At 68.7% G+C, this 25,922-nt stretch carries 29 protein-coding genes; 12 read left to right on the top strand and 17 right to left on the bottom strand.

The features are described 5' to 3' along the window. Positions 1-101: 101 nt before the first annotated feature. Positions 102-800 (top strand): CAF17-like 4Fe-4S cluster assembly/insertion protein YgfZ, encoded by a 699-nt coding sequence (ygfZ, locus tag BS69_RS0110545; protein WP_029941910.1) that lies wholly within the window; start codon positions 102-104, stop codon positions 798-800. Here ygfZ and BS69_RS0110540 read toward each other — a convergent pair. The 3 genes from BS69_RS0110540 to BS69_RS0110530 form a co-directional block, all read right to left on the bottom strand. After that, entirely contained in the window at positions 797-1,063 is a 267-nt protein-coding gene (locus tag BS69_RS0110540) for a CBU_0592 family membrane protein (protein ID WP_029941909.1), read from the bottom strand. The genes ygfZ and BS69_RS0110540 overlap by 4 nt on opposite strands. Then, complete coding sequence (gene acnA, locus BS69_RS0110535) at positions 1,063-3,741, bottom strand: aconitate hydratase AcnA (RefSeq protein WP_029941908.1); 2,679 nt, start codon at positions 3,739-3,741, stop codon at positions 1,063-1,065. The genes BS69_RS0110540 and acnA overlap by 1 nt, the downstream gene beginning before the upstream one ends. Positions 3,742-3,817: 76 nt before the next feature. Continuing rightward, a complete protein-coding gene (locus BS69_RS0110530) occupies positions 3,818-4,276 on the bottom strand; it encodes a low affinity iron permease family protein (RefSeq protein ID WP_029941907.1) in 459 nt (152 codons plus the stop codon). 167 nt (positions 4,277-4,443) lie between these two features. On the opposite strand from BS69_RS0110530, the gene BS69_RS0110525 reads away from it, so the two are divergent. Beyond that, positions 4,444-4,641: a hypothetical protein gene (locus tag BS69_RS0110525; RefSeq protein WP_029941906.1), complete on the top strand. Its 198-nt coding sequence runs from the start codon at positions 4,444-4,446 to the stop codon at positions 4,639-4,641. Here BS69_RS0110525 and BS69_RS0110520 read toward each other — a convergent pair. Further along, positions 4,638-5,615, bottom strand: a complete 978-nt coding sequence (locus BS69_RS0110520) for a magnesium transporter CorA family protein (RefSeq protein ID WP_029941905.1) — start codon at positions 5,613-5,615, stop codon at positions 4,638-4,640. The genes BS69_RS0110525 and BS69_RS0110520 overlap by 4 nt on opposite strands. 67 nt (positions 5,616-5,682) lie before the next feature. Between BS69_RS0110520 and dmeF the strand changes: the two genes are divergently transcribed. From dmeF to BS69_RS0110505, 3 genes are all read left to right on the top strand, one after another. Then, positions 5,683-6,576 carry a CDF family Co(II)/Ni(II) efflux transporter DmeF gene (dmeF, locus tag BS69_RS0110515; protein ID WP_029941904.1) on the top strand — a complete coding sequence of 298 codons (894 nt, stop codon included), beginning with the start codon at positions 5,683-5,685 and terminating at the stop codon, positions 6,574-6,576. 68 nt (positions 6,577-6,644) lie between these two features. Next, on the top strand, positions 6,645-7,127 hold the full coding sequence (locus tag BS69_RS0110510; RefSeq protein ID WP_084184580.1) for a DUF2585 family protein: 483 nt from the start codon (positions 6,645-6,647) through the stop codon (positions 7,125-7,127). A 67-nt stretch (positions 7,128-7,194) separates the two neighbouring features. Further along, entirely contained in the window at positions 7,195-7,707 is a 513-nt protein-coding gene (locus BS69_RS0110505) for an acyloxyacyl hydrolase (protein WP_029941902.1), read from the top strand. Here the strand turns inward: BS69_RS0110505 and crcB are convergent. Both crcB and BS69_RS0110495 read right to left on the bottom strand, forming a co-directional pair. Further along, positions 7,704-8,078: a fluoride efflux transporter CrcB gene (crcB, locus tag BS69_RS0110500; RefSeq protein WP_029941901.1), complete on the bottom strand. Its 375-nt coding sequence runs from the start codon at positions 8,076-8,078 to the stop codon at positions 7,704-7,706. The two genes, BS69_RS0110505 and crcB, sit on opposite strands and share 4 nt — an antisense overlap. Further along, on the bottom strand, positions 8,075-9,040 hold the full coding sequence (locus tag BS69_RS0110495) for a DUF808 domain-containing protein (protein ID WP_029941900.1): 966 nt from the start codon (positions 9,038-9,040) through the stop codon (positions 8,075-8,077). Before BS69_RS0110495 ends, crcB begins: the two co-directional genes overlap by 4 nt. Before the next feature lie 149 nt (positions 9,041-9,189). Between BS69_RS0110495 and serS the strand changes: the two genes are divergently transcribed. Together serS and BS69_RS13315 are read left to right on the top strand one after the other, a co-directional pair. Next, complete coding sequence (serS, locus tag BS69_RS0110490) at positions 9,190-10,449, top strand: serine--tRNA ligase (RefSeq protein WP_029941899.1); 1,260 nt, start codon at positions 9,190-9,192, stop codon at positions 10,447-10,449. Next, the gene (locus BS69_RS13315; protein ID WP_051676698.1) at positions 10,436-11,179 is read left to right on the top strand and encodes a lipase family alpha/beta hydrolase; all 744 of its coding nucleotides are present in this window, start codon (positions 10,436-10,438) and stop codon (positions 11,177-11,179) included. The genes serS and BS69_RS13315 overlap by 14 nt, the downstream gene beginning before the upstream one ends. Here BS69_RS13315 and BS69_RS0110480 read toward each other — a convergent pair. Together BS69_RS0110480 and BS69_RS0110475 are read right to left on the bottom strand one after the other, a co-directional pair. Further along, positions 11,176-11,610 (bottom strand): hotdog fold thioesterase, encoded by a 435-nt coding sequence (locus tag BS69_RS0110480; protein ID WP_029941897.1) that lies wholly within the window; start codon positions 11,608-11,610, stop codon positions 11,176-11,178. The two genes, BS69_RS13315 and BS69_RS0110480, sit on opposite strands and share 4 nt — an antisense overlap. A 27-nt stretch (positions 11,611-11,637) precedes the next feature. Beyond that, a complete protein-coding gene (locus tag BS69_RS0110475) occupies positions 11,638-12,393 on the bottom strand; it encodes a hypothetical protein (RefSeq protein WP_051676697.1) in 756 nt (251 codons plus the stop codon). A 244-nt stretch (positions 12,394-12,637) separates the two neighbouring features. Between BS69_RS0110475 and BS69_RS14440 the strand changes: the two genes are divergently transcribed. After that, positions 12,638-12,790 (top strand): hypothetical protein, encoded by a 153-nt coding sequence (locus BS69_RS14440; protein ID WP_169738082.1) that lies wholly within the window; start codon positions 12,638-12,640, stop codon positions 12,788-12,790. On the opposite strand, the gene BS69_RS0110465 is transcribed toward BS69_RS14440, so the two are convergent. Continuing rightward, complete coding sequence (locus BS69_RS0110465; RefSeq protein WP_037504478.1) at positions 12,784-13,020, bottom strand: 4a-hydroxytetrahydrobiopterin dehydratase; 237 nt, start codon at positions 13,018-13,020, stop codon at positions 12,784-12,786. The genes BS69_RS14440 and BS69_RS0110465 overlap by 7 nt on opposite strands. Positions 13,021-13,091: 71 nt before the next feature. Between BS69_RS0110465 and hppD the strand changes: the two genes are divergently transcribed. The 3 genes from hppD (at position 13,092) to paaD (ending at position 16,026) form a co-directional block, all read left to right on the top strand. Further along, positions 13,092-14,180 carry a 4-hydroxyphenylpyruvate dioxygenase gene (gene hppD, locus BS69_RS0110460; protein WP_029941894.1) on the top strand — a complete coding sequence of 363 codons (1,089 nt, stop codon included), beginning with the start codon at positions 13,092-13,094 and terminating at the stop codon, positions 14,178-14,180. Between the two features lie 129 nt (positions 14,181-14,309). Beyond that, on the top strand, positions 14,310-15,512 hold the full coding sequence (gene pcaF, locus BS69_RS0110455; protein WP_029941893.1) for a 3-oxoadipyl-CoA thiolase: 1,203 nt from the start codon (positions 14,310-14,312) through the stop codon (positions 15,510-15,512). A 73-nt stretch (positions 15,513-15,585) separates the two neighbouring features. Next, complete coding sequence (paaD, locus tag BS69_RS0110450) at positions 15,586-16,026, top strand: 1,2-phenylacetyl-CoA epoxidase subunit PaaD (protein WP_029941892.1); 441 nt, start codon at positions 15,586-15,588, stop codon at positions 16,024-16,026. Between the two features lie 131 nt (positions 16,027-16,157). Here paaD and BS69_RS0110445 read toward each other — a convergent pair whose 3' ends face one another. The 8 genes from BS69_RS0110445 to trpD are packed head-to-tail and all read right to left on the bottom strand — an operon-like array spanning position 16,158 to position 24,695. Further along, entirely contained in the window at positions 16,158-17,069 is a 912-nt protein-coding gene (locus BS69_RS0110445) for a chorismate synthase (RefSeq protein ID WP_029941891.1), read from the bottom strand. Continuing rightward, on the bottom strand, positions 17,066-18,346 hold the full coding sequence (aroA, locus tag BS69_RS0110440; RefSeq protein ID WP_342665818.1) for a 3-phosphoshikimate 1-carboxyvinyltransferase: 1,281 nt from the start codon (positions 18,344-18,346) through the stop codon (positions 17,066-17,068). Before aroA ends, BS69_RS0110445 begins: the two co-directional genes overlap by 4 nt. A gap of 2 nt (positions 18,347-18,348) precedes the next feature. After that, positions 18,349-19,437 carry a 3-deoxy-7-phosphoheptulonate synthase gene (locus BS69_RS14015; RefSeq protein ID WP_029942008.1) on the bottom strand — a complete coding sequence of 363 codons (1,089 nt, stop codon included), beginning with the start codon at positions 19,435-19,437 and terminating at the stop codon, positions 18,349-18,351. Positions 19,438-19,439: 2 nt separating this feature from the next. Beyond that, a complete protein-coding gene (locus BS69_RS0110430; protein WP_029941889.1) occupies positions 19,440-20,315 on the bottom strand; it encodes an SDR family NAD(P)-dependent oxidoreductase in 876 nt (291 codons plus the stop codon). 5 nt (positions 20,316-20,320) lie between these two features. Continuing rightward, the gene (trpA, locus tag BS69_RS0110425) at positions 20,321-21,118 is read right to left on the bottom strand and encodes a tryptophan synthase subunit alpha (RefSeq protein ID WP_037504475.1); all 798 of its coding nucleotides are present in this window, start codon (positions 21,116-21,118) and stop codon (positions 20,321-20,323) included. After that, a complete protein-coding gene (gene trpB, locus BS69_RS0110420; protein ID WP_211248111.1) occupies positions 21,115-22,299 on the bottom strand; it encodes a tryptophan synthase subunit beta in 1,185 nt (394 codons plus the stop codon). The genes trpA and trpB overlap by 4 nt, the downstream gene beginning before the upstream one ends. Beyond that, positions 22,286-23,632 carry a bifunctional indole-3-glycerol-phosphate synthase TrpC/phosphoribosylanthranilate isomerase TrpF gene (gene trpCF / locus BS69_RS0110415; RefSeq protein WP_029941886.1) on the bottom strand — a complete coding sequence of 449 codons (1,347 nt, stop codon included), beginning with the start codon at positions 23,630-23,632 and terminating at the stop codon, positions 22,286-22,288. The genes trpB and trpCF overlap by 14 nt, the downstream gene beginning before the upstream one ends. Next, positions 23,625-24,695 carry an anthranilate phosphoribosyltransferase gene (trpD, locus tag BS69_RS0110410; RefSeq protein WP_084184460.1) on the bottom strand — a complete coding sequence of 357 codons (1,071 nt, stop codon included), beginning with the start codon at positions 24,693-24,695 and terminating at the stop codon, positions 23,625-23,627. The genes trpCF and trpD overlap by 8 nt, the downstream gene beginning before the upstream one ends. A 208-nt stretch (positions 24,696-24,903) precedes the next feature. Here trpD and BS69_RS0110405 point away from each other — a divergent pair, with 208 nt between their 5' ends. Beyond that, complete coding sequence (locus tag BS69_RS0110405) at positions 24,904-25,899, top strand: 2-dehydropantoate 2-reductase (RefSeq protein ID WP_029941884.1); 996 nt, start codon at positions 24,904-24,906, stop codon at positions 25,897-25,899. Positions 25,900-25,922 lie beyond the last annotated feature (23 nt).

Genomic DNA, 25,922 nt, shown 5'->3' with positions numbered 1-25,922 from the left:
GCCCTGAGCGACGTCGAAGGGCGCTCGCGCCACCGTGCTTCGACTTCGCTCGGCACGAACGGGGTCTGTTTCTTTCTGTTGGCAGTCCTTAGCTAAGCCCCATGCCCGCGACCACCCTCACCGACCGAGCCCTGATCCGCCTTTCGGGCGAGGACGTCCGCGGCTTCCTCCAGGGGCTCGTCACCAGCGACGTGAGCGGCGCGCTGCCGGTCTGGGCAGGGCTGTTGAGCGCGCAGGGCAAGTGCCTGTTCGACTTCCTCGTCTGGGCGGACGGCGACGATCTGCTGGTCGATTGCAAAGCCGCAGCCGCCGACGAGCTGGCGAAGCGCCTCCGCATGTATCGCCTGCGCCGACCCATTGAAATCGCGCGCGACGGGGCGCTGGCCGTCCATTGGGCGCCCGACGGCGATCAGGGCGTCCCCGATCCGCGCCTCCCCGCGCTTGGCCGGCGCTGGCTCGCCCCGGCCGACGAGGCCGCGTCCGGCTGGCTTGCCCACCGCCTGCGCCACGGCGTCTGCGAGGGCCGGGCCGAGCTCGGCGACCTCCTCTGGCTCGAATGCAATGCGGCCGAGCTGAACGGCGTCAGCTTCACCAAGGGCTGTTACGTCGGGCAGGAGAATACCGCGCGGATGAACTGGCGGCAGAAGGTCAATCGCCGCCTCGTCGTGGTCGCGGCAGCCGAGCCCGGCCCGCGCACCAAAGCCTTCTACCCCGAGCTCAGCCTTGCGGTGGAGCATCGCCGGGTGGACGACCTTGCCGGCCTGCCCCTCCCCGACTGGCTCGCCGCAGCGATCGCCTAGGCGGCCACCCCCTCGCGCCGCCGCGTGGAGGCGATGCGGATCAGCGCGACAATGCCGATTGCCGCCCAGATCACGTTCAGCACCGCCGACGGCCAGGCCTTGAAGTAGCCCGAGTTGATCACGAACCCGATCGCGCCGAGCACGTTCATCCACTGGTAGGCGGGCGAGCGCGCGGTCAGCTTGCCCGCCGTAAGCAGCGCATAGCCGCCAAGGATGAGCAGGGCGGCGGCCCACCCTGCGACATCCACGAACAGGCGCTCCATCAGGCGGCGAGCTTGCGCAGCACGTAGGGGAGGATGCCCCCGGCGTGGAAATATTCGAGCTCGTTGAAGGTATCGATCCGGCAGCGCGCGACGATCGTGCGCTTGTGGCCGTCGGTCTCGGTCACCTCGACCTCGACGTCCTGGCGCGGCTTGATCCCGGCGACGTCGCGGATGGTGAAGGTCTCCGACCCGTCGAGCCCGAGGCTCGCCGCGGTCTCGCCGTCCGCGAACTGCAGCGGGAGCACGCCCATGCCGACGAGGTTCGAGCGGTGGATGCGCTCGAAGCTCTCGGCGATGACCGCGCGGACGCCGAGCAGCACCGTGCCCTTGGCCGCCCAGTCGCGCGACGAGCCGGTGCCATATTCCTTGCCCGCGAGGATCACGAGCGGAACGCCCTCGGCCTTGTAGGCCATGGCGGCGTCGTAGATGGCCTGCTCCTCGCCGTTGAGGAGGTTGCGGGTGTAGCCGCCCTCGACGCCCGGGAGCATCTTGTTGCGGATGCGGATGTTGGCGAAGGTGCCGCGCATCATCACGTCATGGTTGCCGCGGCGCGCGCCATAGCTGTTGAACTCCTGGCGCGGGACCTGCCGCTCGAGCAGCCACTTGCCGGCCGGGCTCTCGGCCTTGATCGAACCGGCGGGCGAGATGTGGTCGGTGGTGATCGAATCGCCGAACACCGCCAGCGCGCGGGCGCCGTCGATGTCCTCGATGCCCTTGGCCTGCATGCTCATGCCCTCGAAATAGGGCGGGTTGGCGATGTAGGTGGAAGCCGCGGGCCACTGGTAGGTGTCGCCGCCAGACACGCCGATCGCCTGCCAGCGCTCGTCGCCGTGATAGACGTCGGCATAGCGCGCGCGGAACAGGTCGGAGTGGACGTGCGCGTCGATCAGTGCGCGGATCTCCGCATTGGTCGGCCAAATGTCCTTGAGGTAGACGGGCTCGCCGTTGGTGGCGGTCCCGATCGGGCTGGTGGTGATGTCGCTGCGGACGGTGCCGGCCAGCGCATAGGCCACCACCAGCGGCGGGCTGGCGAGATAATTGGCGCGGCAGTCGGGGCTGACACGGCCCTCGAAATTGCGGTTGCCCGACAGGACCGAGACCGCGACCAGGTCCTTCTCGTTGATCGCCTGGCTGATCGGCTCGGGCAGCGGGCCCGAATTGCCGATGCAGGTGGTGCAGCCATAGCCGACGAGGTCGAAGCCGATGGCGTTCAGGTCCTCGCTCAGGCCCGCCTTGTCGAGATAGTCGGTGACCACCTGGCTGCCCGGCGCAAGGCTGGTCTTGACCCACGGCTTGCGGTCGAGGCCGAGCGCGCGCGCCTTGCGGGCAACGAGGCCGGCAGCGACCAGCACGCTGGGGTTCGAGGTGTTGGTGCAGCTGGTGATGGCGGCGATCACGACGTCGCCATTGCCGAGGTCATGATCGGCCCCGGCGACCGGCACGCGCGGATCGTTCGCCTTCTTGTAGGTCTCGGCGAGCTCGGCGTTGAACTGGTCGTCGACCTCGCTGAGCAGCACCCGGTCCTGCGGCCGCTTGGGGCCCGCGAGGCTCGGCTCGACGCTGGCGAGGTCGAGTTCGAGCGTGTCGGTGAAGACCGGCTCGGGCGCATCGGCGTCGCGCCACATGCCCTGCGCGCGGGCATAAGCCTCGACCAGCGCAATGCGGTCGTCGTCGCGGCCCGACAGACGCAGATAGTCGAGCGTGCGCTCGTCGATCGGGAAGAAGCCGCAGGTCGCGCCATATTCGGGCGCCATGTTGGCGATGGTCGCGCGGTCCGCGAGCGTCATCGCATCGAGGCCCGGCCCGTAGAATTCGACGAAGCGGCCGACCACGCCCTTGGCGCGGAGCATCTGGGTGACGGTCAGCACGAGGTCGGTGGCGGTGATGCCTTCCTTGAGTTCGCCGGTCAGGCGGAAGCCGACCACCTCGGGGATGAGCATCGAGACCGGCTGGCCGAGCATCGCGGCCTCGGCCTCGATCCCGCCGACGCCCCAGCCGAGCACGCCGAGGCCGTTGACCATCGTGGTGTGGCTGTCGGTCCCGACGAGCGTATCGGGATAGGCGATCTCGGCCCCGGTCTGGTCCTTCGAGGTCCACACCGCCTGCGCGATATATTCGAGATTGACCTGGTGGCAGATGCCGGTGCCCGGCGGCACCACCTTGAAATTGTCGAAGGCCTGGCTGCCCCACTTGAGGAATTCGTAGCGCTCGCGATTGCGGGCATATTCGTAAGCGACGTTGGCGTCGGCGGCCTTGGGGGTGCCGAACTCGTCGACCATGACGCTGTGGTCGATCACCAGGTGCACCGGGACCAGCGGATTGATCTTCTGCGGATCGCCGCCGAGCTTCTTCATCGCGTCGCGCATCGCGGCGAGGTCGACCACCGCGGGGACGCCGGTGAAGTCCTGCATGAGGACGCGCGCTGGGCGATACTGGATCTCGCGGTTGATCCGCCGCTCCTTCTGCCAGTCGGCCATCGCCTGGAGGTCGTCGCGGGTCACGGTGACCCCGTCCTCGAAGCGGAGGAGATTTTCGAGCAGCACCTTCATCGAGAAGGGCAGGCGGCTCACGTCGCCGAGCACCTTACCGGCCTTGTTGAGGTCGTAATAAGCGTAGCTCTTGCCGCCGACCTCAAGGGTCGAACGGGTGCCGAGGCTGTCCTGGCCGGTCGGGATCATCGATGTGCTCACTGCTGGATGGTGGGGTTGCGCGGGCCCTTAGCAAGCTCTGCCCGGCCCGGCAAAGGCGATCGGCTCAGCCGGCTCGGCCGTCCCCGACGCGCTCGATCGCGCGCTTGGCCTTTTCCCCGTCGGCCACCTCGTTGGTCTGCCTGGCAGCTTCCTCGACCAGCTGCTTGGCTTCCTCGCGAAGCTCCTGGATTTCCTCCTCGTCGAGCTGCTCCTCGATCCCGACCATCTCGTCGCGGGCGCGATGAGTCGCCTTGATCAGCTCGTCGAGCTTGGCGTGCATCGCGACGTCGCGGCGGTGCGCCTCGGATTCGCGGTCGTACTGGCCGTTCAGCACCATCTGGGTAAGCGTGATCGCCAGCACGGACAGCGCCGCGGTCAGCCCCTCGACGTGGAAGCCGAGGCCGAACCAGGCCACGCAGAAAATGATGACCCCAATCTGCATCGCCGGGTGCGCAAACAGCCGCGACACGAGGTCGGACAGGCGATCGCCGAGCCGGACGAGAAGATTTTTTTCGCGAGCCATTACGGCGGCTGAACAATCCATCGCCGGCATAGTTTCGCAGCGACCCCGATCGGCGCGATAATCCGTTGAAAAGAATCACTTCGATCGGGAACTCGCGGGCCTTCCGGGGGTTGGGACGAGTCTGGCGCGCGTCATCCGCGCACCGTCCGTATGCGGGGAAGCCGGTCATGTCGTTCACCAGCCAAGCCTTCGATCGCCGTCTCGCCGCCTTTGAGCGCGCCGAACGCGGACGCTTCGGCCGGCCGCTCGGCGACGACAGCATGGCACGTATCGCCTTCGCCCGCCGCATTGCCGGTACCGCGCCCGCGACCCCTGCCGACCCCGCCAGCATGTCGCGCGGCTCGGCCTTTCTCCTCCAGGACTAGATCCAGCCCCGCTTTCGCAGGATCCACAGCGGCAGCACCGCGCTCAAGAGGATCAGCGTCAGCGCCATCGGATAGCCGTAGAGCCAGTCGAGCTCGGGCATGTGCTTGAAATTCATGCCGTAGATGCCCGCGATCAGCGTCGGGGGCAGGAACACCAGCGCTGCCCAGCTGAACAATTTCATCGCCGCATTCTGCTCGATGCTGATGAGGCCGAGGCTGGCGTCGAGCAGGAAGGTCAGCTGCGAGCTCTGGTAGGCGCTGTGGTCGGTGAGCGCCGCGACGTCGGTCATCAGGCTGGTGATCTGCTCGCGGTGGCGGGTGCATTCGTGCGCATGCATCCGGTCAGACGCGGCGAGGAAGGTCAGCGCCCGCGCGGTGCTGACCGCGGTCTCGCGAATCTTCGCGACCAGCTGCTGGACCGTGCCGATATCGTTGAGCAATCCCTCGAGGCTGCGCGCCGGGATCCGCTGCTCGGCGACCCGCGAGGCGCTGAAGGTGTCGCGCGAGATCCGCTCGATCGCCGCCCCGCTGGCCTCCAGCTCGTCCGCAAGCCGGCTGATGATCGCATCGAGCAGCCGGACCAGCGCGGTCGCCGCGTCCTGGACGAGCACGGGCATGTGACGCGCTTCGTTGGAAAAGGCGAGCCACGGCTTGGGCGAGACGTAGCGGACGGTCACCAGCTTGCCGGCCTTGAGGACGAAGCTGATCGGCTCGCTCTGCGGATCGCCTTCTTGGACCCCGAACAGCACGCTCATCGTCATCATCAGCCCGCCGTCGCGCTCGATCAGCCGGCTCGAGGGCTCGATCTCGACCATGTCGTCGCGGGTCGGCACGGCGAAGCCGACCGATTGCTCGACCATCCGTTCCTCCTCGCGGGTCGGTTCCTCGAGGTCGATCCAGGTCGCCTCGGGCGGGATCGAGCCGGTCGTCATGATGACGGAGCCGTCGCAGTTCGGACCATAAGCACGCAGCATGGCGCGGGTGATTGCCCCTCGCTCGCGCCTTGGCAAGCCCGGACGCCTCCCCTAGCCAAGCAGGAAGATGGACGACCACAGCCACGATTTCCTCGGCGCCTCGCACGAGCGCAACGCCCGGCGGACCCGCTGGGTGGTCGGCCTGACCGCGATCACCACCGTCACCGAAATCACCTTCGGCACCATCACCGGCTCGATGGCGCTGGTGGCCGATGGTTGGCACATGGCGACCGACAGCCTGTCGCTGGCGATCTCGGTCTTCGCTTATTCCTATGCCAGCCGCTGCGCCAACGACCCGCGCTTCGCCTGGGGCACGGGCAAGGTCGGGACCCTCGCCGGCTTCGCCTCGGCGCTGGTCCTGCTTGCCGTCGGCGCGGGGATCCTCGGCGAAAGCGTGCTTCGCCTGCTCCACCCCGAGCAGGTCGACTATCCCGAAGCCCTGCTGGTCGCCGCGCTCGGTCTGGTCATCAACCTCGCCTGCGCGCTGATCCTTGGTCACGGCCATGGCCACTCCGACCACGGCCACGATCATGACCACCACGCCCACGACCATGGCGCCGACCTCAATCTCCGCTCGGCCTATTTGCACGTCATCGCCGACGCGGTCACCAGCGTCACCGCGATCGTCGCCCTGCTCGCCGCCTGGCAACTCGGCTGGCGCTGGGCCGACGCCGCGGTCGGCATCCTCGGCGCCCTGATCATCATGCGCTGGAGTGTCATCCTCCTCGGCCAGACCTCGCGCATCCTGCTCGACCGGGTTCCCGACGAGGCGCTCTCGGCCGAGCTCCGCCGCAAGGTCGAGGGCGCCGGCGACGTCAGGGTCAACGACTGGCACCTGTGGACCGTCGGCCCCAATCGCTATGCCGCGATCGTCTGTGCTTCGGGCACCACCCCCGACGAGATTCGCCGCCGTCTCGGCAGCGACCGCCGGATCGCCCATCTCACCGTGGAGTGTCAGTGAACAAGAATGTCCGGCCGCTGCTCGCGGCCCTGTGCGTGGTCCTCGGCACCGCTGCGATCCTGTGGCTGATGGGCCGCCCGCCGCTCTACAAGGGCGGGCTCATCCAGCTGTGGGGCCCGGTCGGTCCCAAGCAAAGCCAGATGATCTTCGACTGGTACAGCGCCAGCCACATCATCCATGGCTTCCTTTTCTATGCCATTCTCCACACGATCGGCCGACCGAAGAAGCCCGAGCAGCGCCTGCTCCTCGCGACCATCGTCGAATCCGCCTGGGAGCTGGTCGAGAATTCGCCCGTCATCATCAACCGCTACCGCGAGGCGACCATCGCACTCGGCTATCGCGGCGACTCCATCCTCAACTCGGTCAGCGACATCCTGCTGATGATCGCCGGCTTCCTGCTCGCCAAACGCCTGCCGGTCTGGGCGAGCGTGATGATCGTGCTCGTGCTCGAGCTCGTGCCCCTCGCGATCATCCGCGACAACCTCACCCTCAATATCTGGATGCTGGTCGCGCCGAACGACGCCATCCGCCACTGGCAGGCGGGCGCCTGACGATCATCTCTCCTTCAGCCTGCTTGCCGCAACGGAACGCAAGCTGTCCCCAAGTGATTGGAATGCCATGCGCCTGCTTCTCGTCTCCGCGGCCATGATCGCCGCCCTTCCGGCCCCCGCCCCGGCGACCGAGATCTTCGCCGGCGTCCACGCCCACGGCGTCCACACGCCGCTCAGCCTCGACAGCGATCGCGAGGGCGGGACCGACCTCAGCCTCGGCATCCGCGGCAATCGGATCGGCAAGACCCCGCTCCAGCCTTATGTGTTCGGCTCGCTCAACACGTCCGGCGACACCAATTTCCTCGCCGCCGGCCTTTCGGCCCGCTTCGGCGACAAGATCTACGTCCGCCCCGGCCTCGGAATCGCGGTCCACGACGGCTCGGCCGCCAACACACGCCAGCCCGACCGTCTCGCCTTCGGCAGCCGCGTCCTGTTCGAGCCCGAGCTTGCGGTCGGCGCCGCGCTCACCGACCGCCTCAGCCTCGAGGCAAGCTGGGTGCATTTCAGCCACGCGCAGATCTTCGGCCGCCAGAATCCCGGCATCGACAATATCGGCATGCGCCTGAACTGGCGGCCCTAGAGCGCGCGCCCGAGCACGAAGCCGGCCCCCACTGCCGCGAGCGACAGGAAGACCGAGCCCGCCACATAAGCCGCCGCCAACCCGGGCTGCCCTCGCTGCCACAGGGTCAGGGCGTCGAGGCTGAACGCCGAAAAGGTCGTGAACCCGCCGAGCACACCGGTGGTGAGGAACAGGCGCAACTGCTGGCTCGCCGCCGGCCCCTCCGCAAGGTTCGCTGCAAGCATCCCCATCAGCAATGATCCCACGACGTTGACCGCGAGCGTTGCGACCGGAAAGCCCGTCCCGAACAGCATCATTCCCAGTCGGTTGGCGCCATGGCGGAGCACCGCCCCGATCCCGCCTCCGAGGAAGACGAGGACGGCGCCGGTCATGCCTTGGCTTCGACCGCGGGCTTGCGCTTGGGCAATGCATGGAGGAGCGCGACGATGATTCCGCCGACGATCATCCCGACGATCGCCCCGAACAAGGCATTGAGGAGCCATTCCCACGCGCCGGCCAAGAAACCGATTGAGGCCGCGACGCTTTTCGCCAGCTCGTGGGTGAAGTGCGGCAGCGCCTCGCCGACATGAAGCACTTCCATCCCGTGGAGGAGGATCTGCCCGCCCACCCACAGCATCGCCGCCGTGCCCACCACCGACAGCGCCGCCAGGAGCTTGGGCACGCCCCGCACCAGCGCCCGGCCGAAACCCGCGCTCGCCCCGCCCCGACGGCAGAGGTGGAGCCCGATGTCGTCAAGCTTCACGATCAGCCCGACGGTCCCGTAGACCATCACCGTGATGGCGATCCCGACCACCGCCAGCACCACCGCCTCGAGCCACAACGCATCGAGTTCGAGCGCCGCGAGCGCGATCACCATGATCTCGGCCGAGAGAATGAAGTCGGTCCGGATCGCCCCCGCCACCTGCCGCTTCTCGAGCTCGGCGGGATCGTCGCATTCGAGCAGCTCGTCGGTGGCGTGGTGGTCGCCCGCGACCTTTTCCCACAATTTCTCAGCGCCCTCGAAGCAGAGATAGGCACCGCCGACCATTAGCAGCGGGGTGATGAGGTCGAAGCCGATCTTCTGCCCCAGCCACGACAGCAGCAGTGCCACCGGCAGGATGATCAGCAGCTTGTTCTTGAGGCTGCCGAGCGCGATCTTGCCGATGATCGGAAGCTCGCGGTCGGGGCTGAGGCCGGTGACGTAGCGCGGGGTCACCGCCGTATCGTCGATCACCACGCCCGCGGCCTTGGACCCGGCCTTGCCGACCGCGGCGCCGATATCGTCCATGCTGGAGGCGGCCAGCTTGGTCAGGGTGGCGACATCGTCGAGCAGCGCGATCAGTCCAGAGGGCAAGTGTCGGGTCCTTTGCAATCGTCATCCCGGACCTGATCCGGGATCCCGCTTCTTCTCCTTGCCTGAAAGAAAGCGGGAGCCCGGGTCAAGCCCGACCTCGGGGCCAAGCAGGTTGCGAAGAGGCGCGATTTCCCCCATCCCGCGCCCCCATGCTGGACCTCGCCTTCATCCGCCAGAACCGCGACGCGGTCGCCCTCGCCGCGACACAGAAGAACGTCGCCGTCGACCTCGACACGCTGCTCGCGCTCGACGCCGAGGTGCGGGGCGCGAAGGCCGAGATCGATCGCCTGCGGGCCGAGCGCAACGCTATCTCGGCCGGCTTCAAGACCGCTGCGCCAGAGGAAAAGGCCGAACTGGGCCGCCGCGCCAAGGAAGCCGGCGCGCAGGCGTCCGAACTCGAGGCGGGCATGGCCGACAAGGAGCAGGCGCTCCGCGACATGCTCCTCAAACTGCCCAACATTCCCTATCCGGGTGCGCCGGTCGGCCCCGATGAAAACAGCAACGTCGTCGTCCGGACCGAGGGCGCGCTCCCCGACTTCGGCTTCACCCCGCGCGACCATGTCGAACTCATCGAGAAGAACGACTGGGCCGACCTCAGCCGGATCGTCCAGGTTGCCGGCAGCCGCCAATATTGCCTTAAGGGCCGGCTCGCGATCCTCGAGACCGTGCTGATGAGCTGGGCGCTGCAGAAGATCGCCGCCGCCGGCTTCACGCCGATCACCGTTCCCGCGCTGGTCCGCGAGGATGCCTTCGTCCGCCAGGGCCAGTTCCCAGGCCACCGCGAGGAAACCTACCAGCTTCCCAACGACGACCTGTGGCTCGCAGGCACCGCCGAGGTCGCGCTGACCTCGCTCCACACCGGCGAAATCCTCGATCTTTCGAACGGCCCGATCCTCTACGCCGGCTATTCTCCCTGTTTCCGCCGCGAAGCCGGAAGCGCCGGCCGCGACGTCCGCGGCCTGCTGCGCGTCCACCAGTTCGTGAAGGTCGAGCAATATGTGATCTGCGAGGCCGACGAGGCGGTCTCGGCCGACTGGCACGCCAGGCTCCTCGCCCTCGCCGAAGAGCTGCTGACCGACCTCGAGATCCCCTATCAGGTGATCGAGACTTCGACCGGCGACATGGGGCTCGGCAAATATCGCATGAACGACATCGAGAGCTGGGTGCCGAGCTTGGCCAAGTATCGCGAGACCCACAGCTGCTCGACCCTGCACGACTGGCAGGCCCGCCGCGCCAACCTTCGCTACCGCGACAGCGAGGGCAAGGTCCGCTTCGCCCACACGCTCAACAACACCGCGCTCGCTTCCCCGCGGATTCTCGTGCCCCTGCTCGAGAATCACCAGACCGAGGACGGCCGCGTGCGGCTCCCGAAGGCGCTTCAGCCGTTGATGGGCGGTGAATACCTCTGACCTGACCCGGGCCGATCCCGACTGCCAGCCGCCGCCCGCGCGGCTGCGGGTCCGGGAAATCGCGACCATGCTGCCGCGCACGTGGCGGCTGCTGGTAAAACCGACCCCGCTTGGTCCGCCCGACGGTCCGCGCTGCCTCGTCGTCCCTGGCTTCCTCGCCCACGACCGCTCGACCCTCGTGCTGCGCCAGGCCTTCGCCGCCGCCGGCTGGCGGGTCCATGGCTGGAAGGCCGGGGTCAACCTCGGTGCTCGCGAGGACACGCTCGAGCGCCTCGAACGCCGCCTCGACAAGCTGGTCCGCAAGGGCACGGGCAAGCCGGTCCTTCTGGTCGGCTGGAGCCTCGGCGGGGTCTATGCCCGCGAGCTCGCCTTTCGCCGGCCGGACGACATTCGCGCGGTGGTCACCCTCGGCTCCCCCTTCTCGGGCGAGCCGACATGGAACAATGCCTGGCAGCTCTACGAGAAGGTCGCGGGCCATTCGGTCCACGCGCCGCCGATCGCACGCTCGGTCGGCAAGCCGCCCGCGCCGACGCTGGCCCTGTGGTCGAGCCAGGACGGGATCGTCGCTCCCCGCTCTGCCTACGGGCTCGAGGAGGAGCGCGACGCCGCGGTCGAGCTCGACTGCAATCATTTGGGCTTCGTCGTGACCCGCCCCGGCGCCGCGCAGGTGGTGGAGGCCACCAGCGCCTTCCTCGCCGAGCGCGGCCTCCTTCCCCGGCTTCGCCCCTAGGCCTGGTTGACCGGGATCACCGCCAGCGTGATCCGGGACAGGCAGACGAGCTTGTCCCGCTCGTCGGTGATCCTGATGGTCCACACCTGTGTGGTCCGTCCGATCGCCTCGGCGATGGCGCGCGCGGTCACGATCCCGTCGCGCACGGGGCGGATATGATTGGCGTTGATCTCCAACCCGACCGTCGCCTTTTCCGCCGGATCGACCGTCATGAAGCCCGCCACCGACGCCACCGTCTCGGCCAGGGCCACGCTCGCCCCGCCGTGCAGCCGCCCGAACGGCTGGTGCGTCCGCCGGTCGACCGGCATCGTCGCCTCGAGCCAATTCTCGCCCCGCGCGGTGATGCGGATGCCGAGATGCCCGGGCATGCTGCTGTCGCCGAAGGCGCTCGCCGCGTCGGGATCGAAGTCGTCGCTGTGCCAGATGCTCATGAGCCGTGGGTTAGGCAGTCGCGCCGGTCAGGGCAACGGCCCCCGGAGCGCCGCGACCACGGCGCCCATGTCGTCCGCGACGAGGTAGAGCGGCTGCATCGCGTCGTGCCGGTAAGCCGTCGCGACCGCGCTCTCCGGCGTAAACCGGCGCCGCTCGATCGCGGGATCGTCGAGGCTCTTCGCCGCCTCGCCGAAGCTCGACGCCAGCCCCGCGCCAAGGATCCGCACCGCGCCATTCTCGCGCACCAGCCCGAACTCGATCGTGTGCCAGTAAAGCCGCGCGACCTTGTCGCCCTGCCCTTGCGCGATCGCCCTGACGCCGGTCTCGCCGAAGCGCTGCATCGCGTCGGCCACGCCCTTGTCCGCCAGCATCGGCACATGGCCATAGATGTCGTGGAAGCAGTCGGGCTCCTCGAGATAGTCGAGTTGCGCCCGGGTCCGGATGAAATTGCCGATCGGAAACACCCGGGCCGCCAACATCGCGAAAAAGGAGTCGTCGGGCACCAGCCCCGCCACCGCGACGCAGCGCCATCCGGTCAGCGGCAGCAGCCGGGCGTTCAGCGCACCGAGTTCGGGGATCCCCCCGTCGCCCAGGCCCAGCGCCGCCAGTCCGTCGAAGAAGCGCTCGACGATCAGCCCGTCGAGCAGCGCCGTCTGCCGGGCGTACAGGATGTCCCAGGTCTCATGATCCTCGGCGGTGAAGTGGGCCCACTTCTGGTCGACGACATGCGCGGCCCAGCCGCTCCCGCCGCCGCCGCCAATTTCCTCGAAAGCATTGAACATCGAAACTCTCCGAACACAAAAAACCCCGCCGGACCGTGGGTCTGGCGGGGCGGTGAAACCGTGCGTTTTAAGCGCGCGTCAGCTCATCCCCACCGTGGCGGGATAATAATAAGCAGTGCTGGCGACGCGGTTGGTCATGGGAACGGCTTAACGCACGAACCGCCTGAATGGAAGCTGGCCCTTCCATTCAGGCCCTTGCGTACCATCTTAGTCGCCTAACACACTAGCCAAGGACCGCACTTCCATGACCGACGAAGGCAAGCGCATCGCCAAATATGCCGCCGTGGGCGCCGTCATCGCCATTCCCCTGCCGATCGTCGGCCCGATCATCGGCGGGATCGTCGGGGCCGTGATCGGCGCCAACAAGAACAAGAAGCTGACCGGCCGGCCCTACTGAGCGGCGAGGGCGTCGATCACCGCGGCCAAATCATGGTCGCGGTCGGTCACCCCGCCCGCATCGTGGCTGGTCAGGCGGAAGTCGACCCGGTTCCACACGCTCGTGAACTCGGGATGGTGGTCGACCTTTTCGGCATGGAAGGCGATCCGGGTCAGGAAGGCGAAGGCCGTGGCGAAATCCTCGAAGGTGAAGCTCTTCACCAGCGCGCCATCCCGTTCTTCCCAGCCCATCACTCGACCTCCGTCATCTTGAAATGCCGCTACGCCCGGCGCAGGGGACAAGGCAATCAAGGAGATATGTGATGGCCACCACCGCCACCCTCGAAAAGGGTCCGCTCGGGCTCGAAAATCCGATGGGCACCGACGGATTCGAATTCGTCGAATATGCCGCGCCCGAGCCCAAGCTGCTGCGCGACCTGTTCGACAAATTGGGCTTCCCCGCGATCGCGCGCCACAAGACGCAGGACATTACCCTCCACCGCCAGGGTGACATCAACTTCCTGATCAACGCCCAGGACGAGAGCCACGCCGCCGACTTCTCGAAGGAGCATGGTCCGAGCGCGGTCGCCATGGCGTTCCGGGTCAAGGACGCCGCCGCCGCCCACGCGCGCGCCCTGTCGCTCGGCGCCACCGACGTGACGGCCAAGGGCCTCGGCTGGCCCGCGATCGAGGGGATCGGCGGCTCGCTCCTCTATCTCGTCGACCAATATGGCGACCGTGGCGACGCCTATGCCGCCAATTTCGACTATCTGCCGGGTTACGAGGACGCGATGGCCAAGGCGGCCAGCCACCTCGTCTACCTCGACCACCTCACCCACAACGTCCAGCGCGGGCGGATGGTCGTCTGGGCCGACTTCTACGAGAAGCTCTTCAACTTCCGCGAGATCCGCTACTTCGACATCGAGGGCAAGGTCACCGGCCTCTTCTCCAAGGCGATGACGAGCCCTTGCGGCAAGATCCGCATCCCCTTGAACGAGAGCCAGGACGACAAGAGCCAGATCGAGGAATTCCTCCGCGAATATAAGGGCGAGGGCATCCAGCACATCGCGCTCGGCACCGACGACATCTATGCCAGCGTCGACATCCTCTCGGCCCGCGGCATCCCCTTCCAGGACACGATCGACACTTATTACGACCTGCTCGACGAGCGCGTGAAGGGTCACGGCGAGCCGCTGGACGAGCTGAAGAAGCGCAAGATCCTCGTCGACGGCGCGCCGACCGAAGGCCAGGGCCTGCTGCTCCAGATCTTCACCCAGAACGTCATCGGCCCGATCTTCTACGAGCTCATCCAGCGCAAGGGGAACGAGGGCTTCGGCGAGGGCAATTTCAAGGCCCTGTTCGAGAGCATCGAACTCGACCAGATCCGCCGCGGGGTGATTTCGGCGGACTAATCGCCGCCCCACCCCGTTAGTCCCGAGCGAAGTCGAGGGACGGAGAGGCTTCGTTAGTCCTGAGCGAAGTCGAAGGACGGATGCGAAGCGTGCTTCGACTTCGCTCAGCACGAACGAGAAAATGAGATCATGCCCGACGCCTTCATCTGCGACTACATCCGCACCCCGATCGGCCGCTACGGCGGCGCGCTCTCCTCGGTCCGCGCGGACGATCTCGCCGCGCTTCCGGTCCGCGCGCTCAAGGAGCGGAACGAGGGCGTCGACTGGGCCGCGCTCGACGACATCATCCTCGGCTGCGCCAACCAGGCGGGCGAGGACAATCGCAACCTCGCGCGCATGGCGGGGCTCCTCGCCGGTCTCCCCCAGGACAGCGGCGGCGTCACCCTCAATCGCCTGTGCGGTTCGGGCCTCGATGCGGTCGCCATGGCCGCGCGCACCATCCGCTCGGGCGAAGCCGACCTCATCATCGCCGGCGGCTCCGAGAGCATGAGCCGCGCGCCCTTCGTCCTGCCCAAGGCGCAATCGGCCTTCGACCGCAACGCCGAAATCTACGACACCACCATCGGCTGGCGCTTCGTCAACCCGAAGCTCCGCGACGCTTATGGCGACGACACCATGCCGAGCACCGCCGAAAACGTCGCCGACGATTTCAAGGTCAATCGCGAGGACCAGGACGCCTTCGCCCAGCGCAGCCAGGAAAAGGCCGCCGCGGCGCAGGCCAATGGCCGCCTCGCTTCCGAAATCGTCCCCGTCGCCATCCCCGGCCGCAAGGGTGAGGTGACGACGGTCGACAAGGACGAGCACCCGCGCCTCACCGGCCTCGACAAGCTTGCGGCGCTGAAACCGATCGTGCGCAAGGACGGCACCGTCACCGCCGGCAACGCGAGCGGCGTCAACGATGGCGCCGCTGCCTTGCTGATCGCCTCGGAAGAGGCCGCCAAGCGCCACGGCCTCACACCCGTCGCGCGCGTTCTCGGCACCGCGGTCGCGGGCGTGGCGCCGCGCATCATGGGCATCGGCCCCGCGCCCGCCACCACCAAGCTCCTCGCCCGCCTCGGCCTCACCCTCGACCAGATGGACGTCATCGAACTGAACGAGGCCTTCGCCGCCCAGGGTCTCGCCGTACTGCGCGAGCTCGGCCTTGCCGACGACGACCCCCGCGTGAACCCCAATGGCGGCGCGATCGCGCTCGGCCACCCCTTGGGCATGAGCGGCGCGCGCCTCGCCGGCACCGCCGCGCTCCAGCTGCGCGAGACCGGCGGCCGCTACGCGCTTGCCACCATGTGCATCGGCGTCGGCCAGGGCATCGCCATGGTGATCGAGCGGGTGTGACGATGTCCCGTCATTGCGAGCGAAGCGAAGCAATCCATATGTCCTCGATGGATTGCTTCGCCTCCGGCTCGCAATGACAACGGAACAGGCCCTGTGGGACGTTCTGGCGCACGTCCCCGATCCCGAGATCCCCGCTGTCTCGGTGGTCGAACTCGGCATCGTCCGCGCCGTCTCGCCCGACAAGGTCGTCATCACGCCGACCTATTCGGGCTGCCCGGCGACGCTCTTCATCGAACAGTCGATCCGCGCCGCGCTCGATGCCGCGGGCTATCGGTCGACTGCGATCGAGACCGTCATCGCCCCGCCGTGGACCACCGAGTGGATCACGCCCGAAGGCCGCGAAAAGCTCCGCCGCTACGGCATCGCCCCGCCGCTGCCTTCGGGCGAAGTCGCCTGCCCGCAGTGCGGCTCGTCAGCGGTCGAGGAAGTCAGCCGCTTCGGCTCGACCCCCTGCAAGAGCCAGTGGCGCTGCCGCGACTGCCTCGAGCCCTTCGACCGCTTCAAGTGTCACTGAGCCCACTTGCAAAGTAGGATTTCATCTGATTTTGTACCGGAACGGTTCTCTACCGTTCTTTGACAATTCGAGTCCTTCGGCCTCCCACCGACTCTTCCAGGCGCGAACTTTGCGAAGTTTCGCCCTTCGCCTCAGCCGCACTGCCCGCGGTGCAGTAATTTCTGGTCCGCCAGCACCAGCGCCACCATCGCCTCCACCACCGGCGCGCCGCGGATCCCTACGCAAGGGTCGTGGCGGCCGCCGATGCCGATGCTGCTGGTCGGCTTGAACGCGACCCGGAGCCGGATCGGCTGCCCGGTCGAGATGCCGCCGTCGATCCCGCTGGCCTGCATCGCGGCTAGGCTCTCCCGGCCCCGCGCCCGGCCAGCGGCGAAGCCCTCGCCGATCTCGACGCCCTTGACGGCATTGATCCCCATGCAGGCCGCGGCCAGCTCGGAATCGAGCTTGGCATAGATGGGCGCTCCCCAGCCCGCGGGCACGCCCTCGGCGACGCATTCGATGATCGCGCCGAGACTATCCTGGTTGCTCCGCGCTTCGTCGAGCAGCGAGTCCCACTTGGCCGGGTCCGCCTCCCCGCCGATCTCCGTCACGCGGGCCGTGATCGTCACCTCGGGGATCACCAGCCGCGCCACCGCGCCCGCCGCGACCCGCATCGCGGTTTCCCGGGCACTCGCCCGCCCGCCGCCGCGCGGATCGCGGAAGCCATATTTGGCGTCATAGGCGGCATCGGCATGGCCGGGCCGCGGCGGCAGGCCGGCATAATCCTTCGACCGCGCGTCGACATTCTCGATCATCATCGCGATCGGCGTTCCGGTCGTACGTCCCTCGAACAACCCCGACAGGATCCGCACCCGGTCGGGCTCCTGCCGCGGCGAGACGTTCCGGCCCGTCCCCGGCCGCCGCGCGTCGAGAAAGGCCTGCACATGGCCTTCGTCGAGCGCGAGGCCCGGCGGGCAGCCGTCGACCACCACCCCGATCGCGGGCCCATGGCTCTCGCCCCAGGTGGTGAAGCGGAAGAGCCGTCCAAAGCTGTTCCAGCTCATGCCACTTCCTCGATTTTCGCACCGATCCCTCGCATCGCCTCGCGGAAGGTCGGAAAGCTGGTGGCGATCATCTCGGCCTCGTCGACGGTAACTGGCTGCTCGGCCGCGAGTCCCAGCACGAGGTGGCTCATCGCGATCCGGTGGTCGCCCTCGGTGCGAACCTCGGCCTCGCCGCGGATCGGACCGCCGCGCACCACCAGCGCGTCGCCCTCGGCGAAGGCCTCGACACCGCAGGCGGCAAGCCCCTCGGCCATCAGCGCCAGCCGGTCGCTTTCCTTGTGGCGAAGCTCGTCCAATCCCTCGATCCGGGTCTCTCCCCGCGCGCCGGCCGCGACCACCGCGAGGATCGGGATCTCGTCGACCATCGAGGGAATTTCCTCGGCCGTGAATTCGGCCCCGAATAGCGGCCCGAAGCGGACCCGGACGTCGCCGATCGTCTCGCCATTCTGGCCGCGGATATTGCTCATCGCGAGGTCGGCACCCATCCGCTGCAAGGCCATGACGAAGCCCGAGCGATGCGGATTGAGAAGCACGTTTTCGACCGTCACCTCGCTGCCCGGCACGATAGCCGCCGCACCAAGCGCAAAAGCGGCGGACGACGGATCGCCGGCAATGGTGACCAGCCGACCCGACAGGCGCCTGTTCGCGCCCAGCCGCACGACGTTCCCCTCGCGAATAACCTCGGCGCCGAATTCGGCGAGCATGATCTCGCTATGGTCGCGGCTCGGCACCGGTTCGGCGACCTCGACCGGCTGCTCCGTCCCGAGCCCCGCAAGCAGCACCGCCGACTTGACCTGCGCGCTCGCCGGCACGTTGACGTGTGCGATACCCTGACAGACCGGGCCGGAGACGGTCAGCGGCAGCGTGTCGCCGCCTTCGAACACGGCCCCCATCGCCTCGAGCGGCGCCTTGACCCGGCGCATCGGCCGCTTCGACAGGCTGGCGTCGCCGATGAAGGTCGCGGTCACCCCCTGCCCCGCCGCCGCGCCCATCAGCAACCGGACCGAGGTCCCGCTATTGCCGCAGTCGATCGGCACCGCCGGGCTTTGCCATGCGCCCCCGATCACCCGCCAGCGGCCCGGCCCGAAATGCTCGACCCGCGCCCCGAATGCACGCAGCGCCGTGGCGGTCGCGAGGACATCGGCGCTTTCGAGCAGGCCGGCAATGACGGTCTCGCCCGCCGCCAGCGCGCCGACAATCAGCGCCCGGTGCGACAGGCTCTTGTCGCCCGGCACGGGGAAGCGGCCGCCGAGCGGACCGCCGGGGAGCGCGCGCAGTTTCAGGCCGCGTCTCGCTGTTCGAGCGCGGTGACGAAGGCGCGCACTACCCGCGCGGCCTGGCGCGGATTGAGCCGCGGATCGCAGGCGCTGGTCCAGCCCTCGCCCTCGTCCTCGCCGCTGCATTCGGCAACATCCTCGGGAGTCATTTCGAGATGGAGCCCGCCCGGATGCACCCCTTCGGCGCGGGCAATGGCGACGAATTCGTCGACCTCGCGCAGGATTGCTGAGAGTTGGCGGACCTTCCGGACTCCGCCGCGCTCGGTATTGCCGTGGAGTGGGTCGCTGATCCAGAGCGGCTGCCGCCCCTCCTGCCGGAGGGCACGCATCAGTCCGGGAAGCCGGCTGGCGATGTCGGGCCCCATGCGCGCGATCAGGGTCAAGCGACCCGGCTCGTGATCGGGGTCGAGCCGGTCCACCAGCGCGCGCAGTGCATCAGCATCGATGGCGCCGAGCTTCACGCCGATCGGATTGGCGAGGCCGGCGGCAAATTCGACATGCGCGCCGTCGATCTGCCGGGTCCGCTCACCGACCCACAGCAGGTGTCCCGAACCGCTCCACCAGCGTCCGTCCGCACCGTGCCGCACCTGCGCCTGTTCGTACGGCAGGAGCAGGGCCTCGTGGCTCACGAAGAGCGCCGCCGGCACCCGCGCGAGCGTTGCTCGCGCATGGGCGAGGGCCTGCCGCATCCGCTCGGCATCGGGGGCTAGCGCGTCGCGGCTATTGACGATCTCGCCGCGCCACACTTCGCCCTCGACCGTGCGCGGCTTGGCATATTGCCCGGCGAGGCGGGCGAGGCGAACGGCAGGAAGCGGGAGCGGCGCGGCCAGCGCGTCGAACAATGCCGCGAGGCCCGAGACATCGGCCTCGGCGAAGGTCTCGGCGCAGTCACCGCCCTGGAGAAGCAGCGCGCGCCCGGCGGCACAGTCCGCCAGCGCCAGGCGCAAGCGCTCGACCGCCTCGCGCGCGACCAGCGGGGCTTCGCGGCCAAGTTCGGCCTCGACCTCGGCAAGACGCGCGGTATCGGCATAGACAGGCTGCTGCGCCGCGGGGCGCGTTCGCCAGCTCGCCGGATGCCAGGTCTCACCCATCGTCAGGCGCCGAGCGCCTTGCCGAGTTCGACCTGGCCCTGTTCGAGCCCCGAGGCGGGGATGGTCGCGGTGGCGGGATCGCCGATCTCGGCCATCCGGTCGAGGATCGCCGAGGCGGCCTCGATGTCGTCCATGCCCTTGATCGAAATGCCCCTGGTCAGTGTGACATGCGCCTGCTCGACCCCCTGCGCGCCGGCGGCAAGGATGGTCCGGCTCGGCGCATTGTCGGCGACCAACGCGAGCAGCGCCGGGCTGACATAATCGGGCTTCAGCAGCTCGAGCGCCTGGGGTGGAAGGAGGTTCTCGGTCATTGCCGTGCGCGCCGTCGGGGCGAGGCAATTGACCTTGATGTTGTTCTTGGCGCCCTCGATCGAGAGCGTCTGCATCAGGCCGACCAGCGCCATCTTGGCGGCGGCGTAATTGCTCTGGCCGAAATTGCCGTAGAGCCCGCTCGAGCTCGTGGTCATGACGATGCGGCCGTAGTTGCGCTCGCGCATTCCGTTCCACACCGCCTTGGTGCAGATGACGCTGCCCATCAGGTGAACGTCCATGACGAGCCGGAATTCGTCGAGGCTCATCTTGGCGAAGCTCTTGTCGCGCAGGATGCCGGCATTGTTGACGAGGATGTCGACCGTGCCCGCACGCGCGGCCATCTCGGCGACCGCGGCCTCGTCGGTGACGCTGGCCCCGAAGGCCTCGGCCGCGCCGCCCGCGGCCCGGATCTCCTCGACCACGCCTTCGGCCTGGGCGAGCGACTGGGGGATGTCGTTGACGAACACCTTGGCCCCCGCCCGCGCCAGCAGCAGCGCATGGGTCCGGCCGAGGCCGCCCCCGGCGCCGGTGACGATGGCGATGCGACCTGCAAGCGAAACGGCCATTCTTCCTACCTCTCCTGGTTGGGCAGGGCAGTAGCGCGCTTGAGCCCGCTGACAAGGCTGGCGAGGGCCGCCGGGTCGGCGCCGCACTTCACCAGCGCCGAGCCGGCGATCACGCCCGCCGCCCCGCTGGCGAGGGCATCGGCGACCTGTTCCGGGGTCGAGATCCCGAAGCCGAGGATCGGCGGCGGGGCCCCCGCCTCCGCCAGACCGGCGAACAGCGCCTCATGGTCGAGCGCGAGTGTGTCGCTCGTTCCCGTCACCCCCGCGCGGGCGACGCAATAGGTATAGCCGCCCGACAGCGCGGAGATGCGCGCGAGCACCGGCGGCGGGGTATTGGGGGCGGCGATCATGACGAGTTCGAGCCCGGCGGCCCTGGCGGCCTCACTGTAGGGCACGGCCTCGAGGCTGGGGACGTCGGCGACCAGCACCGAATCGGCGCCGGCCGCGGCCGCATCGGCCATGAACCGTTCGCGTCCGCGGGCGTGGAGGATGTTGGCGTAGGTGAGGATCCCGATCGGAATTGCCGGGTGCCGGGCGCGCAGGTCACGGATGAGGTCGAAACTGTCGTCGACCTTCATCCCCGAGCGCAGCGCGCGCTCGGACGCGGCCTGGATGACCGGGCCGTCGGCGACCGGATCGCTGAACGGGATGCCGACCTCGATCATGTCCGCACCGCCTTCGACCAGGGCGTCGAGGAGCAGGGCGCTGGTCGCCTTGTCGGGATCGCCGAGCATCAGGAAGCCGCCGAAGGCGCCCTCATGGCGCTGCTTCAGCCGCGCGAACATCTCGTCGTAGCGGCTCATGCCTGGTCGCCTTTCAGCAGCTTGACCGCGCTCGCCATGTCCTTGTCGCCGCGGCCCGACAGGTTGACCACAATGACGGTCTCGCGGGTCGCCTCGGCGGCGAGCTTCAGCGCATGCGCGATGGCGTGGGCGCTCTCGAAGGCGGGGATGATGCCCTCGGAGCGAGCCAGCGCCTGGAAGGCATCGAGCGCGTCGGCGTCGGTCACGCCGACATAATCGGCACGGCCGATCTCGCGGAGATAGGCATGCTCGGGGCCGACTCCGGGATAATCGAGCCCGGCCGACATCGACCATGTGTCGGCAATCTGCCCGTCGCGATCCTGCAGCAGCAGCGTCTCGGTCCCGTGAAGGATGCCGGGCGTGCCCTTGAGGATGGTCGCGCCATGCTCGTGACCGTGGAGCCCCTTGCCCGCCGCTTCGCAGCCGACGAGGCGGACGCCGTCGTCCTCGATGAAGTCGGCGAACATGCCGATGGCGTTGGAACCGCCGCCGACGCACGCCGCGACCACGTCCGGAAGCCGGCCCTCGACCTCCAGCACCTGGGCGCGCGCTTCCTTGCCGATCACCCGCTGGAACTGGCGGACCATGGTCGGGAAGGGATGCGGGCCGGCCGCGGTGCCGAGGAGATAGTGGGTGTGGGCGAAGCTCGCAGTCCAGTCGCGCAATGCCTCGTTGACCGCGTCCTTCAAGGTCCGGTCGCCGGCGGTGACGGGGATGACCCTGGCCCCCATCAGCTCCATGCGGAAGACGTTCAGCTGCTGCCGCGCGACGTCGTCGGCACCCATGTAGATCTCGGTCTCGAGCCCGAACAGCGCGCCGGCCAGCGCGGTCGCGACGCCGTGCTGGCCCGCCCCGGTCTCGGCGATCAGGCGGCGCTTGCCCATCCGCTTCGCCAGCAGTGCCTGGCCGAGCACCTGGTTGGTCTTGTGCGCGCCGCCGTGAAGCAGGTCCTCGCGCTTTAGGTAAATGCGCGCGGGCGTGTCGGCGGCCAGATTGCGGCAGCGGGTCAGCGGGGTCGGGCGGCCCGCGTAGGTGGCGAGGAGCTGGTCGAGCTCGGCGCGAAAGGCGGGGTCGGACTCGGCCTCGAGGAAGGCGCCCTCGAGCTGTTCGAGCGCGGGTACGAGGATCTCGGGCACGAAGCAGCCGCCGAAGCGGCCAAAGCGTCCGTCATGCTTCATCATTCTGTCTCCGGTCGGGGAGGCGCAGCGCGTCGAACAGCGCGGCGATTTGGGCGTGGTCCTTGATTCCGGGCGCGGCTTCGAGCCGGGAGCTGGCGTCGAGGCCATAGACCCCCGTGTCTTGCGCGGCGCGGGCATTGTCGGGCCCGATTCCGCCGGCGAGGAAGGCTCTCGTCTTCGCGGGGTGCTTGGCGACCGCCCCCCAGTCACAGGGGCGCCCGGTCCCGCCGCCGGGGCTGTCGAACACGAGGCGGTCGCCGCCGCGATCCTCGAAGCCGACGGTCCAGATTTCGCCCGAAAAACCATTGCGCAGCATGGCGACGTGCGCGGCGTCCTCATGGCCGTGAAGCTGGACCGCGAACAAGCCCGCCGTCGCCGCGGCGCGGGCGACGTCGCGCGGCTCGTCGTCGCGGAACACGCCGACGGGCTTGAGGCCCGCGTCCCGCGCGGTCGCCGCGAGCGCAAGCGCCGTCTCACGGTCCACCGCGCGCGGCGTGCCGCGAACGAGGATGATCCCGGCATGAGTCGCCCCCGATGCGGCGGCGGCCTCGACGTCCTCGACTCGCGTCAGCCCGCAGACCTTGACCCGCCCGAACACCAGCGCCCGCGCCGCCTCGAAGGGATCGTCGGCGGCCATCAGCGAGGAGCCGACCAGGAAGGCGTCGGCATGGCGCGACAGCCGCTCGACGTCGCCGCGCGCGGCAATCCCCGATTCGCTGACCAGCGTCACCGAGTCCGGCACCTTCGCCGCCATCCGCTCGGTCACCGCAAGGTCGGTCTTGAGGGTTTTGAGGTCGCGGTTGTTGATCCCGACAAGGGTCGCACCGAGCGCCAGTGCGCGGTCGAGCTCGGCCTCGTCATGGACCTCGACCAGCACGTCCATGCCGAGCCTCGCCGCCTCGGCCATCACGCCCTGCGCTTCCTCGTCGCCGAGCACCGAGAGCATGCACAGCACCGCGTCGGCGCCGTGCCGGCGGGCTTCGGCAACCTGCGCGGGAACGACCACGAAATCCTTGGCGAGGATCGGCCCGTCGAAACGCGCGCGGACGGTCTCCAGCGCGGCGAAGGAGCCCGCGAAGAAGCGCTCGTCGGTGAGCACGCTGACTCCGTCGGCGACCCCGGCATAAGCACGAATTGCGGTTTCGATCGAATGGACCGAGCGATGGCCCGAGGGCGAGGCGCGCTTCACTTCCATGATGAAGCGCGCGCCCGGCCGGGCCAGCGCGGCGCGAAGGCTGCGCGTGGTCGGCGCGATCCCGCTTGCGTCGAAGCCGCGCAACCGGGCTGCGACTTCCTGCCGCTTGTGCGCGACAATCTCGGCGAGGACGTCAGCCACGGCTGGCCTCGACGAAGGCGGCGAGGGTCCGGCCGGCCGCGCCCGAGCGAAGCACGTCCAAGGCCTTGACGCAGCCCGCCGCGAAGTCCGGGGCGAGGCCGGCGGTCCACAGCAGGGCGCCGGCATTGAGCGACACCGCCTGCTGCTCGGCGAGTGAGCCGCTTCCCTCGAGCAGGTCCTTCAACCGTGCGGCATTGACCGCAGGATCGCCGCCTTCGAGCGCGACGAGCGCGGTCCGCTCGAATCCGACTTCCTCGGGGGTCAGGACCAGCTCCTCGAGTTCGCCGTTCGCCAGCCGGATGGCGCGGGTGTCGGCGTGGAGTGCGACCTCGTCGAGCCCGCTGCCGTGGACGACCAGGGCCTGGCTGACTCCCAAGGCCTGGAGCACCTGCGCGATCCGGCGGAGGAGCCGCGGATCGGCGACGCCGAGCAATTGCACCGGGGGCCTGGCCGGGTTCACGCAGGGGCCGAGGAGATTCATCACCGTCCGCACGCTCAATTGCCGGCGGACCAGCGCCGCATGCTTCATCCCTGGATGATAGGCGGGGGCGAAGAGGAAGGTGAAGCCAGTCTGGTCGAGCACGCGCCGCGCTTCGTCGGGGGTCAGCTCGAGCCTTGCCCCGAGGGCTTCCAGCACATCGGCGGAACCGCACCGGCTCGAAACCGAGCGATTGCCGTGCTTGGCGATCGGAAGGCCCGCCGCGGCCGCGACCAGTCCGGCCGCGGTCGAGACGTTGATCGTCCCCGCCCCGTCGCCGCCCGTTCCGCAGCAATCGGCGAACAGTTCGCCCGGCCGTTCGAACGGGGTAGCGGCGGCGAGCAGCGCCTGGGCGGCGCCGATCATCTCCTCGGGCGTCTCGCCCTTCATCCGGAGCGCGATTAGCATGCCCCCGATCTCGCCCGGCTCGAGGCGGCCGAGCACGAGCCGCTCGAACAAATGCTGCGCCTCGTCGGCGCTCAGGTCCTCGCCTGCGAGCAGGCGCGGCAGCGGATTGGGGACCGGGCCGGTGTCGACCGGGGGCTCGGCGGGAATGATCGCGGTATATTGGGCAGTGGGGCTCATGGGTCTTTCCGGGACATGAAAAAACCCGCCACGTGAGGGGCGGGTCGCTTGGCCTTCAAACTGGTGGTGACGCGTTCAGTTCACCGCCAGCGCCATCGCGCCGCCGCCTTGGGACCCCACCACTGGTGCCACTGCTTGCTCACGGGCGCCTTCATCCCGGCCGGAGCCCGACTTGTCAACCGCCCGGGACCCCGCCACGACACGGCCAATGGGCCATAAGATCGTCATCGCCGGCGCCGGGAGCATCGGCTGTTTCGTCGGCGGCTTGCTGGCGAAAGGCGGGGCCGAGGTCACCTTTCTTGCGCGCCCGCGGATCGCCGAGGAAGTCGAGACGGCAGGCCTTTCGCTCACCAGCTTCGAGGGCTGGGCGGAACGGGTCGACCCGTCGGTCGTGACCCTCGCCACCGACCCCGCCTTAGCCTTCGCTGGCGCTCGCACCATCCTCGTCACCGTGAAGAGCGGCGCGACCGCCGAGATGGGCGCGCTGATCGCCGCGCATGCGCCGCCGGAGGCCGCGGTCGTCAGCCTGCAGAACGGGCTCGCCAACGCCGAACTGCTGCGCAAGGCGCTTCCCGGCCGGCCGGTCTTCGCAGGCATGGTGAGCTTCAACGTGCTCCATCGCGGGCCCGGCCAGTTTCATCGCGGGACGTCGGGGCCGGTGGTGGTCGAGGCCGGCGCCCCGCCGCTCGCCGCGCCGCATCTCGATTTTCTCCAGCATCCCGACATGGGCGCGGTGCTGGCGGGCAAGCTCCTCTACAATCTCAACAATGCGCTCAATGCCTTGTCCGGGCTGACGCTGGCCGAGCAGCTCGGGGATCGGCGCTGGCGTCGCTTGTTCGCCGCCGCCCAAGAGGAAGCCCTCGCCGTTTTTCGCGCCGCGGGGATCACGCCCTGGAGCATGAGCAAGGTGCCCGTCCAGCGGATGCCGCGGATGCTCCGGCTGCCGAACTTTCTCTTCCGCCAACTGAGCAAGCGCGGGGTCCGCATCGACCGCACCGCCCGCTCCTCGATGTGGGAGGACCTCGAGAAACGCCGGCCGACCGAGATCGACGAACTGCAGGGAGCGATCATCCGCAGGGGCGCGGCGCTCGGCGTGCCGACCCCCGTGAACATCAGGATCGCAGAGGCCATCAGGGCCGCGGAACAGGCCGGGACGGGAAGCCCGCGCCTCGACCCCGACCAGCTTTCGGGCGGGACTTCTTAACTCGCTCTAAACCCTCGCGAGGC

Origin of the sequence: Sphingomonas astaxanthinifaciens DSM 22298 (genome assembly GCF_000711715.1) — a bacterium.
In the GTDB taxonomy this organism is placed as follows: Bacteria; Pseudomonadota; Alphaproteobacteria; order Sphingomonadales; family Sphingomonadaceae; genus Sphingomicrobium; species Sphingomicrobium astaxanthinifaciens_A.
This window is presented reverse-complemented; position numbering and strand designations above follow the sequence as displayed.

Coding starts and splice junctions, on each gene's coding strand:
- ygfZ (WP_029941910.1), top strand. CDS start 102: ATGCCCGCGACCACCCTCACCGACCGAGCCCTGATCCGCCTTTCGGGC.
- pcaF (WP_029941893.1), top strand. CDS start 14,310: ATGCCCGACGCCTTCATCTGCGACTACATCCGCACCCCGATCGGCCGC.
- BS69_RS0110475 (WP_051676697.1), bottom strand. CDS start 12,393: ATGTTCAATGCTTTCGAGGAAATTGGCGGCGGCGGCGGGAGCGGCTGG.
- crcB (WP_029941901.1), bottom strand. CDS start 8,078: ATGACCGGCGCCGTCCTCGTCTTCCTCGGAGGCGGGATCGGGGCGGTG.
- BS69_RS0110505 (WP_029941902.1), top strand. CDS start 7,195: ATGCGCCTGCTTCTCGTCTCCGCGGCCATGATCGCCGCCCTTCCGGCC.
- trpA (WP_037504475.1), bottom strand. CDS start 21,118: ATGAGCCGCTACGACGAGATGTTCGCGCGGCTGAAGCAGCGCCATGAG.
- BS69_RS0110530 (WP_029941907.1), bottom strand. CDS start 4,276: ATGGCTCGCGAAAAAAATCTTCTCGTCCGGCTCGGCGATCGCCTGTCC.
- BS69_RS0110540 (WP_029941909.1), bottom strand. CDS start 1,063: ATGGAGCGCCTGTTCGTGGATGTCGCAGGGTGGGCCGCCGCCCTGCTC.
- dmeF (WP_029941904.1), top strand. CDS start 5,683: ATGGACGACCACAGCCACGATTTCCTCGGCGCCTCGCACGAGCGCAAC.
- acnA (WP_029941908.1), bottom strand. CDS start 3,741: ATGATCCCGACCGGCCAGGACAGCCTCGGCACCCGTTCGACCCTTGAG.
- trpB (WP_211248111.1), bottom strand. CDS start 22,299: ATGATGAAGCATGACGGACGCTTTGGCCGCTTCGGCGGCTGCTTCGTG.
- BS69_RS0110465 (WP_037504478.1), bottom strand. CDS start 13,020: ATGGGCTGGGAAGAACGGGATGGCGCGCTGGTGAAGAGCTTCACCTTC.
- serS (WP_029941899.1), top strand. CDS start 9,190: ATGCTGGACCTCGCCTTCATCCGCCAGAACCGCGACGCGGTCGCCCTC.
- BS69_RS0110405 (WP_029941884.1), top strand. CDS start 24,904: ATGGGCCATAAGATCGTCATCGCCGGCGCCGGGAGCATCGGCTGTTTC.
- paaD (WP_029941892.1), top strand. CDS start 15,586: ATGACAACGGAACAGGCCCTGTGGGACGTTCTGGCGCACGTCCCCGAT.
- BS69_RS0110480 (WP_029941897.1), bottom strand. CDS start 11,610: ATGAGCATCTGGCACAGCGACGACTTCGATCCCGACGCGGCGAGCGCC.
- hppD (WP_029941894.1), top strand. CDS start 13,092: ATGGCCACCACCGCCACCCTCGAAAAGGGTCCGCTCGGGCTCGAAAAT.
- BS69_RS0110430 (WP_029941889.1), bottom strand. CDS start 20,315: ATGGCCGTTTCGCTTGCAGGTCGCATCGCCATCGTCACCGGCGCCGGG.
- BS69_RS14440 (WP_169738082.1), top strand. CDS start 12,638: ATGACCGACGAAGGCAAGCGCATCGCCAAATATGCCGCCGTGGGCGCC.
- trpD (WP_084184460.1), bottom strand. CDS start 24,695: ATGAGCCCCACTGCCCAATATACCGCGATCATTCCCGCCGAGCCCCCG.
- BS69_RS0110445 (WP_029941891.1), bottom strand. CDS start 17,069: ATGAGCTGGAACAGCTTTGGACGGCTCTTCCGCTTCACCACCTGGGGC.
- BS69_RS0110510 (WP_084184580.1), top strand. CDS start 6,645: ATGGGCCGCCCGCCGCTCTACAAGGGCGGGCTCATCCAGCTGTGGGGC.
- BS69_RS14015 (WP_029942008.1), bottom strand. CDS start 19,437: ATGGGTGAGACCTGGCATCCGGCGAGCTGGCGAACGCGCCCCGCGGCG.
- BS69_RS0110525 (WP_029941906.1), top strand. CDS start 4,444: ATGTCGTTCACCAGCCAAGCCTTCGATCGCCGTCTCGCCGCCTTTGAG.
- BS69_RS0110520 (WP_029941905.1), bottom strand. CDS start 5,615: ATGCTGCGTGCTTATGGTCCGAACTGCGACGGCTCCGTCATCATGACG.